The organism is Rhodococcus sp. C1 (assembly GCF_020809065.1).
In the GTDB taxonomy this organism is placed as follows: Bacteria; Actinomycetota; Actinomycetes; order Mycobacteriales; family Mycobacteriaceae; genus Rhodococcus_F; species Rhodococcus_F qingshengii.
Window position 1 is genome coordinate 1,987,266 of the sequence record NZ_CP078080.1, and the last position, 19,552, is coordinate 2,006,817.

Consider the following 19,552-nt stretch of genomic DNA (forward strand, 5'->3'; position numbering starts at 1 on the left):
GTTGGATTCACGCCTTCGGCCGGTTGCTGTGGGTGTTGCGGGTGAGTTGTATTTGTCGGGTGTGCAGTTGGCTCGGGGGTATGTGGGTCGTCCGGATTTGAGTGCGGATCGGTTTGTGGCGTCGCCGTTCGGTTCGGGTGAGCGGATGTATCGGACGGGTGATTTGGTCCGTTGGAACACAGTTGGTGAGTTGGAGTACATCGGTCGTACTGATTTTCAGGTGAAGTTCCGTGGTCAGCGGATCGAGTTGGGGGAGATCGAGGCGGCGCTCACGGCGCATGGGTCGGTGTTGTCGGCTGCGGTGGTGGTGCGTGGGTCGGTGATGGGTGATCAGTTGGTGGGGTATGTGGTGCCGGCGGTGGGGTCGGTTGTGGATGTGTCGGTGTTGCGGGGGTTTGTGGGGGAGCGGGTTCCGGGTTATATGGTTCCGGCTGCTGTGGTGGTGTTGGATGCGTTTCCACTTAATTCGTCGGGGAAGTTGGATCGGGCGTTGTTGCCGGAGCCGGTGTTCGAGGCTCGGGTGTTTCGGGCTCCGGTGTCGTCGGTGGAGTTGGTGGTGGCGTCGGCGTTTGTGGGTGTGTTGGGTGTTGATCGGGTGGGGTTGGATGATGATTTCTTCGAGTTGGGTGGCAACTCCCTCATCGCGACTCGGGTTGTCATGCGCATCGCCGAAGAACTCGAGACGGCCGTACCGGTTCGCCTTCTGTTCGAAGCGTCCACCGTTCAGGAACTCGCCGCACGTCTCGAATCACACGTCGGTGAAGGAAGCCGCCTTGCGCTGACAGCTCAGGATCGACCGGAAGAGATTCCGCTTTCTCTTGCGCAGCAACGTATGTGGTTCCTCAACCGGTTCGACGGCTCCGCCGGTGCCTACAACATGCCGTTTGCTCTGCGACTGAGCGGTGAACTCGATCTGGGCGCGATGCGTGCAGCGATCGGCGACGTAGTAGGCCGTCATGAAACCCTGCGCACTGTGTATCCGGAAACCGATTCGGGACCGGTCCAGGTCATCGAACCGGTAGGACATACACCGGTGGAATTGGACGTCGAAAGCGTCACGGAAGCCGAGATTGTCGGCAAGCTGGTCGAATTGGCGTCGACGAGGTTCGACGTGACGGCCGAAATCCCGCTGCGGATTCGGTTGTTCCAGTTAGCCGAGAACGAGTACGTCCTTGCCGTGGTGGTGCACCACATCGCCGCGGACGGTTCCTCGACTACTCCGTTCGCCCGTGACCTCGTCATGGCCTACGCGGCCAGGGCACAGGGAACGGCGCCGGGTTGGGCTCCGCTGAATGTGCAGTACGCGGATTACAGCTTGTGGCAGCGTGAGGTACTGGGAAGCGAGGAAGACCCGGAATCAGTGTCGTCCGAGCAGATCGCCTACTGGAGCCAGGCTTTGGCCGGGTTGCCCGATCAGCTGGACCTGCCGACGGACCGTCTGCGTCCCGCCGCGCAGTCGTACCGTGGGGGTTACCTCCACTTCGAGATCGATGCAGCAGTGCATCAGGGCTTGGCATCACTGGCCCGTGAGCACGGAACAACCTTGTTCATGGTCACGCACGCGGCATTCGCGGTCCTGTTGGCGCGCCTTTCCGGCACCGACGACATCGCCGTTGGCACCCCGATCGCGGGCCGTGGCGAGCGTGCGCTCGACGATCTGATCGGCATGTTCGTCAATACTCTGGTATTCCGGACACACGTCGACGGTTCCGACAGCTTCACGGAACTGCTTGCCCGCGTGAGAGAGAACGACCTGCAGGCGTTTGCGCACGCCGACGTTCCGTTCGAGCGACTGGTCGAAGTTCTCAACCCGGCACGTTCGACCGCTCGGCACCCGCTCTACCAGGTGGGCTTCCTCTTCCAGAACATGGAACAGGCAAGCCTGGAACTGCCTGGTCTTACGGTGAAGGGCCTGGAGATCGACAACGGTGTCGCTCAGTTCGATCTGCAGTTGATCGTCGGTGACAACTACGACGAGCGTGGCGTTGCCTCCGGCATCTCGGCCGTATTCAGCTACGCGCACGACCTTTTCGACGAGTCGACAGTGCAGTCCTTCGCTGATCGGTTCAACACCGTTCTGGCAGCGGTGGTTGCCGATCCGTCGATCGTGGTCGGCGACATCGACGTGCTCGATCCGCGTGAGTCGAATCAGGTTCTGCAGGAATGGAATGCAACGGAGCAGGTACTCGACGCCGAGGCGACACTGGTCGATCTGTTCGATCAGCAGGTTGCCGCGCACGGTGATGCCGTCGCGTTGGTGCACGGGCTCGAATCGCTGACGTATGTGGAGTTCGACGACAAGGTCAACCGGCTCGCCCGTCACCTGATCGAACTGGGTGTCGGTCCGGAGTCGTTGGTGGCATTGGGAATGCGACGCTCCATCGACCTGGTGATCGGCATGTACGCCGTTGCCAAGGCAGGCGGCGGTTATGTTCCGATCGATCCGGATCATCCGGCCGATCGCACCGGGTACGTCCTCGAGATGGCCGCGCCGGTCTGCGTGCTAAGCAACGAGAACGACGCACCGTCGCTCGCGGGGATCGACAATGTTCTTCTCATCGACACCCTCGATCTGTCGCGCGTCTCCGGAGCGCCGGTGCGCGGCGACGAGCGGATCGCACCGCTTCGTTCGGCGAATACCGCGTACGTGATCTTCACGTCGGGATCGACCGGCAAGCCGAAGGGTGTGGCGCTGTCCCACGCCGCGATCGTCAATCAGCTTCTGTGGAAGCGTGATCGCTACGGTCTCGACCAGACCGACGCAATGTTGCTCAAGACTGCAGCGACGTTCGACCTCTCGGTCTGGGAGTTCTGGTCCGCGTTGACATCCGGGTCCCGCCTGGTCATCGCCGACCCGGACGGCCACAAGGACGCCGAGTACATGCTGGCGCTCATCGCTCAGGAGAAGGTGACGACGCTGCACGCGGTGCCGTCCATGCTCTCGATGCTGACGGCCGCAGCAGACGGCACTCTTCCGCAGTCGCTCGAGCGTGTCCTTGCCATCGGTGAGGCCTTGCCCGCGGCAACGGCGGCAGAGTTCCGCAAAATGTCCGACGCGGCACTCGTCAATCTGTACGGTCCGACCGAGGCTGCGGTGTCAGTGACCGCGCACGATGTGGACGAGAGCGACACCTCGTCGGTCTCGATCGGTGCCCCGGAATGGAATACGCAGGTCTACGTGCTCGACGAGCGACTGCATCCCGTTCCGGTCGGAGTTACCGGTGAGCTGTACCTGGCCGGAACCCAGTTGGCTCGCGGTTATCACGGCCGCGCCGACCTGACGTCGGAACGCTTTGTCGCCAACACCTTCGGAGAACCGGGCACACGTCTGTACCGCACCGGCGACCTCGTTGTCTGGCGCAGTGGCGGTGAACTCGAGTACGTCGATCGTGCCGACTTCCAGGTGAAGATCCGCGGCTACCGCATCGAACTCGGTGAGATCGAAGCTGTTATCAGAGCTGCTGAGTCCGTGGACGCCGCGGTTGTCGTCGCGAAAACCGATCCGCGACTGGGGGATCGACTGGTCGGGTACCTCGTTCCGCAGGCCGGAGCCACCGTCGACGTCGACAGCGTGAAGGCGGAACTCGTCCGCGAGTTGCCGAGTTACATGGTGCCGTCGGCGTTGATGGTGCTGAGCGAATTGCCGCTCAACATCAACGGCAAGATCGATCGAAAGGCGCTGCCGGAACCCGAATTCGAGGCAACGGAGTTCCGTGCCCCGAGCAATCCGGTCGAAGAGATCGTGGCCTCGGTGTTTGCCGAAGTCCTGGGCGTTCCACGAGTCGGGTTGGACGACGACTTCTTCGATCTCGGCGGGAACTCGCTGATCGCCACACAGGTCGTGGCCAGGTTGGGTCAGGCACTTGACGCCCAGATTCCGGTGCGGATCATCTTCGAAGCGTCGACTGTCGGACTGCTGGCGTCGCGGGTGCTCGAACACGCCGGTTCAGGTTCGCGGGCACAGTTGGTGGCGCAGGAACGGCCGTCGCAGATTCCGTTGTCGCTCGCTCAGCAGCGGATGTGGGTTCTCAACCAGATAGACCGCAGGTCTGCCGCGTACAACATCCCGGTCGCGATCCGGATGTCCGGCGATCTCGACGTCGCAGCATTGCAGTCGGCCGTCTCCGACCTTGTTGCTCGCCACGAGATCCTGCGGACGTTCTATCCCGCTCTCGGGGACGGCCCGACGCAGTCGATTCAGTCCAAGTCGGCAGCCGTTGTCGACATGGCCGTGCTGTATGTCGGCGAAGACACGATTGGGGCCGAGGTCGCGAAGGTCGTCGGTCAGGGCTTCGACGTCACTGCCGGTGTTCCGCTGCGCGTTCGCCTGTTCCAGATCACGCCCACCGAGCATGTCCTGATCGTCGTGGTCCACCACATCAGCGGCGACGCGTTCTCGATGGCACCGATGATCAGGGACACGATGGTCGCGTACACGGCGCGTACCGGGGGAGCGGCACCCGAATGGGCTCCGCTCGAAGTCCAGTACGCGGATTACACGTTGTGGCAGCGCGACGTTCTGGGTTCCGAGGACGATCCGGACAGTGAACTGTCGACGCAGCTTGCCTACTGGACGCAGGAACTTGCCGGCGTTCCCGAACTTCTGGAACTGCCGACGGACCGTCCGCGTCCACCAACGCAGTCGATGAAGGGCGCGGACTTCCTGTTCACGCTCGGCGCCGACTCCACGCGTCGAATCGCGGAGATTGCGCGTGAGCAGAACTCGACCGTGTTCATGGTCGTGCACGCCGCGTTCTCGGTGCTGCTGTCCAAGCTCAGCGGCTCGAACGACATCGCGATCGGTACACCGGTGGCGGGTCGCGGCGAGCGAGTCCTGGACGACCTGGTCGGTATGTTCGTCAACACGCTGGTGTTGCGCACGCAGGTGAAACCGGCAACCACGTTTGTCGACCTGCTGCAGCAAGTGAAGGAGAAGGACCTCGCGGCGTTCGGAAACGCAGACGTGCCCTTCGAGCGTCTGGTCGAGCAGGTCGGCCGTGAGCGCTCGCAGGCATACTCACCGCTGTTCCAGGTGATGCTCACGTTCCAGAACATGGCACTGGGTACGTTTGCGCTGCCAGGGCTCGAACTGTCGGCGGTGGACGACGGATTCGACTCGGCGATGTTCGACCTGCAGCTCACCGGTATCGAGGAGTTCGACGAGGGCGGTACGCTGTCCGATATCCGGATGCGATTCACCTATGCAACCGATCTGTACGACGCCGCAACCATGGAACTGTTCGCGGCCAGGTTGCGGGCCGTGGTCGACGCCGTTGCCGCAGATCCGACGGTGGTTCTGCGGACCATCGACATCGTGACGGACTTCGAACGCGCGCTGATCGAGGCAGCCGAGCCGAAGACCGCCGCCGATCTTCCGGACCTCGCATCAGCGGCCGCCGCAGCAGATCCGACGGCGGTTGCCTTCACGCACGGTGACACCGCGGTGACCTTCACACAGCTGGCCGAAAAACTGGCTGTGATGAAGCAGACGATGGGTGCGGCGCTCACTGCCGACGCATTGGTCTCGGTTTCGCTGAACGGTCTGGTTCCGGGCATTCTTCCGGCACTAGGCGCCGACGGTATTACCTCGCTCGTCCAGTCTTTGATAACTGACGCGCAGGCCACGCTGGGGAAGGGTTCCGGTACGGACGGGTAATATGCAGTATTTGCCCCATGGGCGTTGATCTGTACGACCAGTCGTGCGTTGGATCTGCGCCGTGCTGTCGTCAGTTGGAGGAAGTGTTGATGTCCGTCGGTATGCCGGGACCACAGTCGCTGACGATCGAGGAACTGCCGAGATTGATCGCTGCAGTAGCCGAGGCGGAGCCCGACCGGACAGCGCTTGTTCATGCAGACGCCGAGGTCACCTACGAACGGTTGCACTCGGAACTGACCACACTCGACTCCGCGATGGGTGGTGCGCTCGGCCCGGACGCACTTGTACCGGTCGTGATCTCCACGCTGCTGCCGGAGTTGCTCGCCACACGAGAGGGTGGCCTTGAATCCGTCGTCGGTGCGCTCATCGCCGACGCGACTTCCGTCGTTGCTTTCGAGGCTCCGTCGGTCGTCGAGTCGACTCTCGTAAGTCTGTTCGAGGAGCAGGTCGCGCGTACCCCCGATGCCGTCGCCCTTCGTTTCGGCTCCACGGCGTCGACCTACGCGGAATTCGATCGCCGGGTCAATCAGCTCGCCCGCGAGCTCGTCGCCCGTGGCGTCGGACCGGACACACTCGTCGGCCTGGGTATCCGTCGGTCCGTCGAACTGCTGGTTGCGATGTACGCGATCGTCAAGGCCGGTGGTGCGTACCTACCACTCGATCCCGACCATCCCGCTGAGCGTCTGGCGTATGTGATCGACGTCGCCGCGCCCGTCCTCGTGCTGACGACGTCAGTGGACGCGGTCGGCATTCCCGAAAACGTCGATGTACTGCGGATCGATGACATCGATGTCTCGGCGCACTCAGGCGCGCCGCTTGCCGACGGTGACCGGCTGTCACCGCTGCGCACCGACAATCTTGCGTACGTGATCTTCACGTCGGGTTCGACCGGCAGGCCAAAGGGCGTCGGTGTGTCACACGAGGCAATCGTCGCCAACCTCCGATGGAGGCAGAGCGAATATCCCTTCACCGACGAAGACGTCATCCTGCAGAAGACGCCGTTTACGTTCGACGTGTCGGTGTGGGAGTTCTTCTGGCCGTTGCAGGTCGGCGCTTGCCTCGTGATCGCGAAGCCGGACGGGCATCGTGATCCGGCCTACGTCGCAGCGACGATGATCGAGTACGGCGTCACCGTTGTACATTTTGTCCCCTCGATGCTCGCGGTCTTCGTCGCTGAACCGCGCGCTTCCGAGATCACCTCGCTACGTTACGTTTTTGCCTCGGGTGAAGCGCTTCCCGCCCAGACCGCCGCGCGGCTGCGCGACGTCAGCACCGCGGAACTGCACAATCTGTACGGACCGACCGAGGCAGCCGTCGACGTCACGTACTACGCAACCGGACCGCAGGACGAGGTCTCCATTCCGATCGGCCGTGCTGTCGCCGAAACAGAGCTACTCGTCCTCGACGACGCACTGCGTCCAGTACCTCCCGGCGTCCCCGGCGAGCTTTACCTCGCGGGGGTCCAGCTGGCCAGAGGGTATGTCTCCCGCCCCGATCTGACGGCGGATCGGTTCGTCGCGCATTCCACCTCGGACGGCGAGCGCATGTACCGAACCGGCGACCTGGTCCGATGGCGCGGTGCCGGCGCCGACCGCCTGCTCGAGTACCTCGGCCGCACCGACTTCCAGGTGAAGCTGCGGGGACTGCGCATCGAACTCGGCGAAATCGAATCAGCGCTACTCGACAACGACGCAATCGCACAAGCGGCCGTTCTCGTCCACTCCGATGCGGCTTTGGGCGACAATCTGGTGGCATACGTGGTTCCCGCATCGGGAGTTGTGCTCGACACCGACGCTCTTGCACGTGAATTGGGTGGACGCCTGCCGGACTACATGGTGCCGTCGCTGTTTGTCGAACTCGAGGCGTTTCCGCTCAATGCCAGTGGCAAGCTGGACCGCAAGGCGCTGCCGGCGCCCGAGTTCACAGCGCAGGTTGTCGAATACCGGGCAGCGAGTACGCCGGTCGAGAAGACGTTGGTTGCGATCTTTGCCGATCTGCTCGGTCGGGACGACCTCGGCATCGACGACGGATTCTTCGACCTCGGGGGCAATTCACTGCTCGCGACGCGAGTGGTGGCGCGCGCGAACGCCGAACTCGGCGTGGAACTCGACATGCGAGCTTTCTTCGATGCTCCGACGGTATCCGAATTAGCTTCTCTCGTAGGCGATTCTGCTGGCCGCGGTACGAAGGCTCCTCTCGTTGCACAGGAACGTCCCGACCGGATCCCGCTTTCGCTTGCGCAGCAGCGTATGTGGTTCCTCAACCGGTTCGATTCCACGTCAGCCGTCGATCACATTCCGGTGGCCCTACGCCTGAGCGGTGTCCTCGATGTCGCGGCACTACGCGGCGCGATCACCGATCTGGTCGAGCGCCATGAGAGCCTGCGAACCGTCTACCCCGAAATCGACGGTGTCGGATACCAGCAGGTTCTCGCCGCGTCGGACGTCGTGCTGGACGTGACACCGGTTGTAGTCCCGGAATCCGACCTGATCGACCGTGTCACTGCCGTTGTCACCGAGGGCTTCGACGTCACGACGCAGGTTCCCTTGCGGGCCAGCCTGTTCCAGGTCGCAGACTCGGAATACGTCCTCGTCTTTGTGGTTCACCACATCAGTGGCGACGGTTTCTCGATGGGGCCGTTGGTCCGCGACGTTGTGAGTGCGTACGCAGCTCGATCGCAGGGTTCAGCGCCCGATTTTGCTCCTTTGGGGGTCCAGTACGCGGACTTCACGCTGTGGCAGCGGTCCGTTCTCGGCGACGAGAGCGACCCGGAATCGTTGATTTCGCGGCAGATCGACTACTGGACGCATCAGTTGGCAGGGTTGCCGGAACTGCTCGAACTTCCGACAGATCGCCCGCGGCCTGCTGTAGCGACCAACCGTGGTGCGTCGCACCAGTTCTCGATCGAGAAGAACTTGCTCGTCCAGCTCGAATCGTTGGCGCAGCAACACAAGGCTTCGGTCTTCATGGTGCTGCACAGTGCCATTGCCCTCCTGCTTGCCCGGTTGTCCGCGACGTCGGATATCGCGATCGGTACGCCGGTCGCAGGTCGTGGCGATCGCGCTCTCGACGATGTGATCGGCATGTTCGTCAACACGCTGGTCCTGCGCACCGAGATCGACTCCGCGAGTTCGTTCGCGGACGTGCTGAAAGCCGCTCGCGGTACCGATCTTGATGCCTTCGGCCATACGGACGTTCCGTTCGAGCGCCTTGTCGAGGTCCTCGATCCCGCCCGCTCCCAGGCGCACAACCCGCTCTTCCAGGTCATGCTGGCATTTCAAAACCTCGGCCAGAGCGAACAGAGCGCTGCCGACATCGACGGGTTGACGGTTACGGGCGTCGAACCCGAATCCGCGGTGGCCAAGTTCGACCTCCAGTTCACCGTCTGGGAAGACCCCGAGCACGGCGGGCTGTCGATCATGATTGATTACGCCACAGATCTTTTCGACCCGTCGACCATCGAGTCTGTTGCCTCACGGTTGGCGGCGCTCCTCGCCGTCGTCGCGGAAAATCCGGCCATCGTGGTCGGTGACATCGACCTGCTCACCGTCGACGAGCGCGAATTGGTGATCGGCACCTGGAACGCCACGGACCACGAGGTGCCGGGCAAGACGCTGGTCGACATGTTTGTCGAACAAGCGCATCGGACTCCGGACGCCACGGCACTCGTCTACGAGGACGAGCTGCTGACCTATCGCGATTTCTCGGCGCGTGTGCATCGACTCGCCCGGATGCTGGTGACAATGGGTGTCGGACCTGACACCTTGGTGGGCTTGGCAATCAGACGGTCAATCGACTTGGTTGTCGCGATGTACGCGGTGATCGAAGCAGGCGGGGCCTATCTGCCGGTCGATCCCGATCAGCCCGCCGATCGCAACGAGTACGTTCTGGGGACGGCCGGACCGGTGTGCGTGCTGACCACCGATCGTGACGGTTTCACAGCGGGCACCACGGTTGTCTCGTTGGATTCGCTGGATACTTCCCAGTTCTCGGACGCAGCGCTTGTTGATACCGATCGGCTGGCGCCGCTGCGGCAGGACAACACGGCGTACGTGATCTTTACTTCCGGTTCGACCGGTAAGCCGAAGGGTGTTGCGGTTTCGCATCGGGCGATTGTGAATCGTCTGGTGTGGATGCAGGACGAGTACGGGCTGACCGGCGATGATGTGGTGTTACAGAAGACGCCGTTCACGTTCGATGTGTCGGTGTGGGAGTTCTTCTGGCCGTTGCAGGTTGGTGCCCGACTAGCTGTTGCCGAACCAGACGGACACCGCGACCCCGCCTACCTCGCGTCCGCCATTTCCGACTACGGCGTCACCACCGCGCACTTTGTTCCGTCGATGCTCGACGTGTTTGTCGGAGAACCCTCGGTGGCGGCGTGTACTTCTTTGACCCGGGTATTCGCCTCCGGTGAGGCGTTGACACCACAGGTGGCGTCAACGCTGCGGACAGTTCTTCCCGCTGCGCGCTTGCATAACTTGTACGGTCCGACCGAGGTCGCGGTCGACGTGACGTACCACGAGGTCACCGAATCCGACGTCGCAAGTGTGCCGATCGGTGCGCCGGTGTGGAACACCCGGGCGCTGGTGCTCGACTCGCGGTTGAATCCGGTGCCGGTCGGAGTTGCGGGGGAGTTGTACCTCGCCGGTGTCCAGCTTGCACGCGGCTACCTAGCTCGGCCCGATCTGAGTGCCGACCGGTTTGTTGCGGATCCGTTCTCCGGTAACGGACAGCGACTTTATCGCACGGGTGACTTGGTGCGGTGGAACAGTTTTGGTGAGATTGAGTACATCGGTCGAACGGATTTCCAGGTCAAGCTGCGCGGACTGCGCATCGAACTCGGTGAAATCGAATCGGCTCTACGCGATCACCCTGCGGTATCCGCGGCGGTAGTACTGGTTCGCAGCGACCAGTTGGTGGCGTATCTGACGCCGGCAGATGGAGTCAGCCTCGACTGGGACGACATTGCCGAGGCGTTGTCGCAGCGGTTGCCCGCATACATGATTCCGGCCTCTCATGTTGTGCTCGGCAGCTTCCCGCTTGGCTCCTCGGGCAAGCTCGACCGTGCGCAGTTGCCGGATCCAGTGGCTCGTAGTGCCGAGTTCCAGGCGCCGGTCACGAGTGCCGAAATTGCTGTGGCTCAGGTCTTCTCGGACCTTCTGGCAGTCGAGAAGGTGGGATTGGGCGACAATTTCTTTGCCCTCGGGGGTAACTCCCTCATGGCTACTCAGGTTGTTGCGCGGCTGGGACAGAGGCTCGACACCACCGTCGGTGTGCGGACACTGTTCGACACACCGACCGTCGGGGCACTTGCTGCCCGTATCGACTCGGGGACAACCCCGGCGGCGCGGCCTCCGCTCACCGCGCAGGTCCGGCCGGAGCGTGTGCCGCTCTCGCTCGCGCAGCAACGCATGTGGTTCCTGAACCGCTTCGAACCGGGATCGAATGTCGACAACATCCCAGCCGCACTGCGATTGACCGGCACGCTCGATGTCGACGCGCTCGAGGACGCTCTCGACGATCTGGTGCGTCGTCACGAGAGCTTGCGAACTATTTACCCCGAGATCGACGGCGTCGGTTACCAGCAGGTTCTCGAACCCGCTCGTCTGATCAATCTTGCCCCGATCGACGTGGATGCCGATGATGTGGTGGCTCAGGTCGCCGCTGTGGTGGCGCCCGGGTTCGACGTGACCACCGAAGTGCCCATTCGCGTTTCGCTCCTGCGGATCACTGATTCCGAGTTCGTTCTCGTATTTGTCGTCCATCACATAAGTGGTGACGGATTCTCGATGCTTCCATTGGTTCGGGACGTCGTCGCGGCATACGGTGCGCGATCGGCCGGAGCGGCGCCGCAGTGGGAACCACTTCCGGTGCAGTTTGCCGATTTTGCTTTGTGGCAGCGCGAAGTCCTGGGCAGCGAGAGCGATCCGGACTCGGTGATTTCCGGGCAGTTCGACTATTGGCGAACACAATTGGCCGGTGTTCCGGATCAACTCGAGCTGCCGACGGATCGGCCGCGGCCCCGAATTGCAACCAATCAGGGTGCCTACCACGACTTCTCCGTTGACGCGGATTTGCTCGAGCGCTTGAACGCGGTCGCCCAGGCATCGAACGCCTCGCTGTTCATGGTTGTGCATTCTGCGCTTGCGCTGCTGCTCGCAAAGCTGTCGAGTTCCACCGACATCGTGATCGGCACTCCCGTTGCCGGACGCGGTGAGCAAGTGCTCGACCACGTCATCGGAATGTTCGTCAACACGTTGGTACTGCGAACCGATATCGATCCGGCGTCGACGGTCGCCGACCTGATCCACCGCGCCCGTGAAACCGATCTCGGCGCATTCGATCACGCGGACGTTCCGTTCGAGAGCCTTGTCGAGATCATCAACCCCGAACGGTCACAGGCACGGAACCCGCTGTTCCAGGTCATGCTGACGATGCAGAACATTGGCGGCTCGAGTCCGGAGTCGGCAGCGATGAACGGTGTTGCGGTGTCCGCCGTGGACATCGAATCGCCCGTCGCGAAGTTCGATCTCCAACTGACGGTGAGTGAATCGCCACAGGGCGGCCTTCTTGCGCAGTTCAACTATGCAACAGACCTTTTCGACGCAGCAACCGTGGAACTGTTTGCGCAGCGTTATGTCACGATTCTGCGCGCCCTGGCGGATGATACTTCTGCTGTCATCGGCGACATCGACCTATCGAGTGCCGACGAGCGCCGGCGAGTGCTCGTCGAATGGAACTCGACCGAGCGTCGTGTTCCCGACTCCACCCTGGTAGATCTCTTCGAAGCCCAGGTGTCGGCAACACCGGATGCGCCGGCAATCACGTTCGACGCTACGACGCTGACATACGCGGAATTCGACGCCCGGATCAATCGTCTTGCACGCCATTTGATCTCGATCGGTGTCGGCCCCGATGCCATGGTGGGATTGTCGATGCGACGATCGCTCGACCTGCTGGTCGCGATGTACGCGATAGTGAAGTCAGGCGGCGCGTACGTTCCGATCGATCCGGATCAGCCGACCGAACGCAATGAGTACGTTCTTTCGACCGCTGTCCCGGTCTGTGTCCTCACCACTACGCTGGATCGATTCGAGACGCCGGTCTGTCCGGTTGTTCAGGTGGGCACGCTCGACCTGTCCACTCACTCGGACGCTGCGATCTCCGATGCGGATCGTCTATCTCCGTTGCGCAGTGACAACACGGCGTACGTGATCTTTACTTCCGGTTCGACCGGTAAGCCGAAGGGTGTTGCGGTTTCGCATCGGGCGATTGTGAATCGTCTGGTGTGGATGCAGGGCGAGTACGGGCTGACCGGCGATGATGTGGTGTTGCAGAAGACGCCGTTCACGTTCGATGTGTCGGTGTGGGAGTTCTTCTGGCCGTTGCAGGTTGGCGCTCGGTTGGTCGTTGCTGTAGTGGACGGACACCGGGAACCGGCATACCTCGCAGCTGCTATCGCGGAACACGGCGTCACCACTGTGCACTTCGTGCCCTCGATGCTCGAACTGTTTGTCGCAGAACCCGCAGTTCGCGGAGCGGATGCCCTGCGTCGGGTATTTGCCTCGGGCGAAGCACTGCCACCGCAGGTTGCGCAGGACCTGTGCACACTCCTTCCGCAGGCTCGACTGCACAATCTGTATGGGCCTACCGAAGCGGCAGTCGACGTCACATTCCACGAGGTCACGCCATCGGATTCCGAGATCGTCCCGATCGGATCGCCGGTCTGGAACACCCGTGTCCTGGTGTTGGATTCGCGTCTGCGCCCGGTGCCGGTGGGTGTCTCGGGTGAGCTGTACCTGGCGGGAATCCAGTTGGCGCGCGGCTACGTCGGTCGGCCGGACCTCACGGCAGATCGCTTTGTCGCAGATCCGTACGGACCTTCCGGCAGCCGCCTGTATCGCACGGGGGATTTGGTGCGGTGGAACAGCGTTGGTGAGGTCGAATACATCGGGCGGACCGACTTCCAGGTCAAACTCCGCGGATTGCGGATCGAACTGGGCGAGATCGAGGCAGCATTGCGCGATCAGCCGTCCGTTGCGTCGGCTGCGGTGGCAGTGCGCAACGAACAATTGGTTGCCTACGTTGTGGGACACGCTGGCGCAGTAGTGGACTGGGCATCGGTCGAGACAGCACTGGCCGCACGACTGCCCGGCTACATGGTCCCGACGGCGCACGTTGTGCTCGAGGCATTCCCGCTGGGCACGTCCGGCAAGCTGGATCGCAAGCAGTTGCCCGATCCTGTTGCTCAGATCGCTGCCTTCCGTGAGCCACGGAGTGTGGCGGAGCTTGCGGTCGCGCGGATTTTCTCCGACCTGCTCGGCATCGAGCAGGTTGGCCTCGACGACGATTTCTTCTCGCTCGGCGGCAACTCGCTCATCGCGACTCAGGTCGTTGCGCGACTCGGCGAGGCGCTCGACACGACGGTTCCTGTTCGCCTGCTGTTCGACGCGTCCAGTGTGGAATCCTTTGCCTCGCTTATCGACTCGCAATCCGGTAAGGGTGCCCGCCCGCCGCTGGTGGCGCAGGAACGACCGGATCGTGTTCCGCTGTCGATTGCGCAGCAACGCATGTGGTTCCTCAACCGGTTCGACGCGTCCTCGGGTGTGGACAACATCCCGGTGGCCATCAGGCTGACCGGAGAGCTGGACATTGCGGCGATGCAGGCTGCGCTGGTGGACGTGTTCGAACGTCATGAGATTCTGCGAACGGTGTATCCCGAGATCGACGGCGTCGGTTATCAGCAACTGGTGGATGTGGACCGGATGGTTCCGGATCTGACGCCGGTTCGCATTCACGAATCCGTGGTTATCGATCGAGTTGCAGGCGTGATCCTTCCCGGATTCGACGTCACTCACGAGGCGTCGGTTCGAGCGCGATTGTTCGATTTGAGCCAGTCCGAGTACGTCCTCGTTTTTGTGATCCATCACATCAGCGGTGACGGCTTCTCGATGGGCCCGCTGATCCGCGACTTCGTCTCCGCGTATGTTGCACGGTCGCAAGGGCAGTCGCCGCAGTGGCAACCATTGCCGGTGCAGTACGCCGACTTTGCGTTGTGGCAGCGGCAGATCCTCGGCAGCGAGGACGATCCCGAATCGGTTATCTCCGAGCAGGTCACGTACTGGCAGGAACGCTTGGCCGGCATTCCGGACCAGTTGGATCTGCCGACGGATCGTCCGCGGCCGCGCATCGAATCGCACCGCGGAGCCGGATACGATTTCTCGATCGATGCCGAGCTCCGGGCGGGTCTCGATCGAGTGGCCCGTGAGGTCAATGCATCGCTCTTCATGGTGGTGCACAGCGCCCTGGCGGTCGTGCTCGCGAGGTTGTCCGGGACATCGGACATCGTGATCGGTACCCCGGCCGCCGGCCGTGGTGAACGTGCTCTCGACGATCTGATCGGTATGTTCGTCAATACCCTGGTGCTTCGCGCCGAGGTCGACCCCGAATCGTCGTTCGCAGACTTGGTCAGACATGTCCGGGAATCGGATCTCGGCGCGTTCTCGCACGCGGACGTCCCCTTCGAACGGCTCGTCGAGATTCTCAACCCCGAGCGATCTCAGGCCAGGCATGCGTTGTTCCAGGTCGGTCTGGCGTTCCAGAACCTGCAGCGATCGGTTCTGCAGTTGCAGGATCTGGACGTTGCCGACTTCGCGTTGCCGGACCTGCTGGCAAAGGTCGATCTGCAGCTGACCTTGATCGAGTCCGAGTCGTCGGGCAACGGAGGACTGACCGCCCAGTTCACCTACGCGACCGACCTGTTCGACGAGTCGACAATCGCATCCCTCGCGAACCGATTCCTCCGCGTTCTGAATGCTGCAGTAGTCGACTCGACGCAGGTGGTCGGCGACATCGATATCATCGAAACATCCGAACACGCACAGATTCTCGACTGGTCACGGGGCAGTGACGATGGCCGGCTCGACGCGTCACCGATGATGCTGTTCGCACAGTACGTCGACACCGATCCGTCGGCGTGCGCAGCGGTTGCCGGTGACGTCGAATTGTCCTACGGGGACCTCGATGCACTGTCCTCGGTCGCGGCCGCTCAACTCGTCGTCGCCGGCGTCCGTCCGGACGACGTTGTCGGCTTGATCCTGCCGAGGTCCTGGCAGTGGGTCGTAGCGATGGTGGCTGTGTGGAAAGCCGGTGCCGGCTATCTTCCGATCGACCCTGCTCTTCCGGAAGAACGGGTGAGCGCACTGCTCTCCGATATCGCGGCACGGTGTGTGGTGGCGATCGAGACGCCCGACCTCGATCTCCCAGTGGTGCTCATCGGTGACGAACCCGTGGTCGCTGCCGACGCACCGTCGTGGATTGATCATTGGCGTGAGGACGGCGCGGATGCCCGAGTCGGCTACGTCATTTCCACGTCCGGTTCGACCGGGCGACCGAAGCCGACCGTCGTCCCGATGGCAGGTATAGCGAATACCGTTGCGTGGTATAACTCTTCGCTGCCGGCACGCGCCGGGGTGGCTGTGGCGTCGTCACCGAGTTTCGACCTCACGCAGAAGAACGTGTGGGGACCACTGACGAGTGGTGGAAGTGTGCACCTCGCACCCGCCGGCTTCGACCCGAGTGAGATCCTTCGTGTCATCGCAGACGAGCGAGTCACGACGGCGAATATGTCACCCAGTGCTTTCGACGCTCTGATCGATTCTGACGAAGACGACGTGCTGGCAAGCCTCGAGGTGGTGTTCCTCGGCGGAGAGCCGATACAGGTCAGCCGTCTGGGGCACCTGCTTTCGCGCGGAGTTCGAATCGTGAACAGCTACGGTCCCACCGAAGCGTCGGATGTGGTGTCGTTCCAACAGGCGACGGTTGCGGACACACTCGGTGTTCCGATCGGCTCACCGGTGCCGAACATCGATCTCTACGTGCTGGATTCACGATTGGGTCTTGTTCCGTCCGGAGTTGTCGGCGAGCTGTACGTCGGTGGTATCGGAGTCGGTCGTGGCTACGGCAACCGGTACGACCTGACGGCAGAACGGTTTGTTGCTAACCCCTTCGGAGTGGCCGGCGAGCGCATGTATCGAACCGGCGACCTCGTGCGCCGCAACACAGCCGGTGAGCTCGAGTACATCGGGCGCACGGACTTCCAGGTCAAGATCCGCGGTTTACGCATCGAGCTCGGTGAGATCGAATTCGCTTTGAACGCCGTGGATTCCGTCGGGACCGCCATCGTCACAGTCCACGCTGATTCGGCGGTGGGCGACCAGTTGGTTGCCTACGTCGTTGGCGTCCCAGGTGCTGTGATCGTTCCGGAAATCCTGCGGGACGCTGTAGCGCAGCGCTTGCCGGAGTACATGGTTCCGTCGGCGTTCATCGTCATGGACTCGGTGCCGCTCAACGCGAACGGAAAGATCGACCGTCGGAGCCTGCCCGACCCGGTGTTCGACACGGCGCCGTACCGCGAACCGCTCACCGTTGTCGAGAAGGCAGTTGCAGTTGTTTTTGCCGATCTTCTCGGCGTAGACCGAGTCGGACTCGACGACGATTTCTTTGCGCTCGGCGGAAACTCGCTTATCGCGACGCGGCTCGCGGCCCGTCTCGGTCAGACGCTCGATACCACTGTTCCGGTTCGGATGTTGTTCGACGCCACGACAGTCGAGGCACTGGCCCTTGCCATTGCGGCATCAGTCGGTTCGGGTCGACGAAAGTCACTCGAAGCCGCGGAACGCCCGGACCGGTTGCCACTGTCACTCGCGCAGCAGCGGATGTGGCTTGTCAACCAGATAGACACGGCCGCAGGGACGTACAACATTCCGATGGTGTTGCGGTTGACCGGCGACCTCGACGTCGACGCATTGCGGGCCGCTCTGCGCGATGTCACCGATCGGCACGAGTCGCTCCGGACGTTCTATCCGGCAGACGACAACGGACCAACACAACGGATTCTCGACGTCGACGATGCGCCGCAGTGCGCTGTCGCTGCCGTTGCGGACGCATCCGAGTTGTACTCGCGCGTCGCCGCTGTGATGTCGACGGGCTTCGACGTCTCCACAGAAGTACCTGTGAGGATGGAACTTCTGCACTGCGGGACCGGCGAGTACGTCTTTGCTCTTGTTGCACACCACATTGCCGCCGACGGTGAGTCGATGGCGCCGTTGGCGCGCGACATGATGATCGCGTACGAAGCCCGGACCAGAGGCAGCATTCCCGGGTGGAGTCCATTGACCGTGCAGTACGCGGACTTCGCGCTGTGGCAGCGTGACGTCGTGGGCACGGCCGACGAGGTCGGTAGTGTCGCTGCCGCTCAACTCGAGTACTGGCGGGGCAAGCTTGCTTCGCTTCCCGCGATGGCCGGATTTCCGACGGATCGCCCACGTCCGAGTGTGGTGTCACCGGCAGCGGGCGCCGTCGAGTTCACCGTCAGTGAGCAGATCCACGCCCGGTTGGTCGAGATCGCCCGCGAACGGAATGCGACTGCCTTCATGGCATTGCACGCCGCACTGGCCGTATTGGTTGCACGGGTCGGGGCAACCGACGACTTTGCGATCGGTACCGCAGTAGGTGGGCGAGGGGAGCGTGCGCTCGACGATCTGGTCGGAATGTTCGTGAACACGCTTGCCTTGCGGACTCAGGTAGATACTGCAGCAAGTTTCGACGATCTGGTTGTTGCCGTGCGCGACGTGGATCTGGAGGCCTTCGGGAAGTCCGACCTCCCGTTCGAGGAAGTATCCGAAGCGTTGGGTGCCTCGGCCGACGGACTCTTCCAGATCATCTTGTCGCTGGAACCCGCTGGCGGAGCCGAGTTCTCGCTGCCGGGCTTGACGATCAGCGGAGTCGATTCACCAGTGGCGACCACGAAGTTCGACATGCAACTGACGCTCGGTAGCGCCGCGGATGGATACGGACTCTCCGGCGTCTGGATCTACTCGACTGATCTGTTTGACCAGGGAACCGTCGAATCGTTCGTGGAGCGGTTTGTTCGCGTACTCGAACAGGTCACCGACAACCCATCGAGGCCGGTCGGCGACATCGAATTGCTCACCGCAGCAGAGAAAGACGAGGCTCTCAGCGCTGCAGTTCAGTCCATCGCTCCGAGCGGATCAGGTGCGGCGCTCCTGCCGCAACTGCTGGCGTCGATAGTCGAGGCTGACCCCGAAGCTCCCGCCGTTGTGGTCGGCGACGAGGAAATCGACTATGCCGCAGTCGATTCACGTTCCTCGCAGCTTGCGCGTCTGCTCATCGATGGTGGCGTCGGTCCAGGAGACTTCGTGAGCCTCTCCGGCGTATCGGGAGCAGGCGAAGTAGTGGCGTGCTGGGCAATTGTCAAGACCGGGGCAGCGATAGCAGTCGGGCAGGCCGGAGAGGTTCCGGACTCTGTCGTGACGATCACGCCGGAAACACTCGACGCTGCGGTCGCACAACCCGCGCGTGCGATCAATTACACCGACCGCATTCGCCCGCTCACCGCGGACGACGTCGCCTTCCAGGTGTTCGGAGACGGAGCCTGGGAGCAGACGTACGGGGAACTCACCGCAACCCTGTCGACCTGGAGCGAGAAGTACGCGATTGATGTCGAGTCGCGAGTGCTGCAGACCGGCTCGATCGACGCGAGCGGATGGGTGCCCGCGATTCTGCTCGCTGCATCGGCGGGTGCTGCGTGGGTGGTGGCAGGTAGTGACATCGAATCGCTCGACGACCTGCTAGCCGACGAGTGGGTGACACACGCGGTGCTGTCGGTGGATGACGCTGCAAGCATCGATCGCAGCCAACTGCCGGATCTCGAACACGTTCTCGAGGAGCACAGCCCACAGTCGTGGTGACCTCACGCACCGCGAGTGGTGGAACTCATATCCACTCGCGGTACACGGCGCTCGGCAACTCCGTGGCTGTAACAATGGCACTCGGTTGCCGATGCATTGTGGGGAGCCGCAACGGGCGAGATGA

General features: G+C 62.5%; 2 protein-coding genes (1 of these 2 running past the window's edge). Both read left to right on the forward strand.

Annotation, left to right across the window (positions count from 1 at the left end; genetic code table 11):
- A protein-coding gene (locus KTR60_RS09185) for a non-ribosomal peptide synthase/polyketide synthase (protein ID WP_228402050.1) crosses the window boundary here: on the forward strand, positions 1-5,656 show its end. 22,925 nt of this gene lie to the left of the window's left edge; the window shows 5,656 of its 28,581 coding nt (coding positions 22,926-28,581); its start codon lies beyond the left edge, outside the window; it ends in the stop codon at positions 5,654-5,656.
- An 89-nt stretch (positions 5,657-5,745) separates the two neighbouring features.
- Positions 5,746-19,428 (forward strand): non-ribosomal peptide synthetase, encoded by a 13,683-nt coding sequence (locus KTR60_RS09190; protein WP_228402051.1) that lies wholly within the window; start codon positions 5,746-5,748, stop codon positions 19,426-19,428.
- Positions 19,429-19,552: the final 124 nt, after the last annotated feature.

Coding starts and splice junctions, on each gene's coding strand:
- KTR60_RS09190 (WP_228402051.1), top strand. CDS start 5,746: ATGTCCGTCGGTATGCCGGGACCACAGTCGCTGACGATCGAGGAACTG.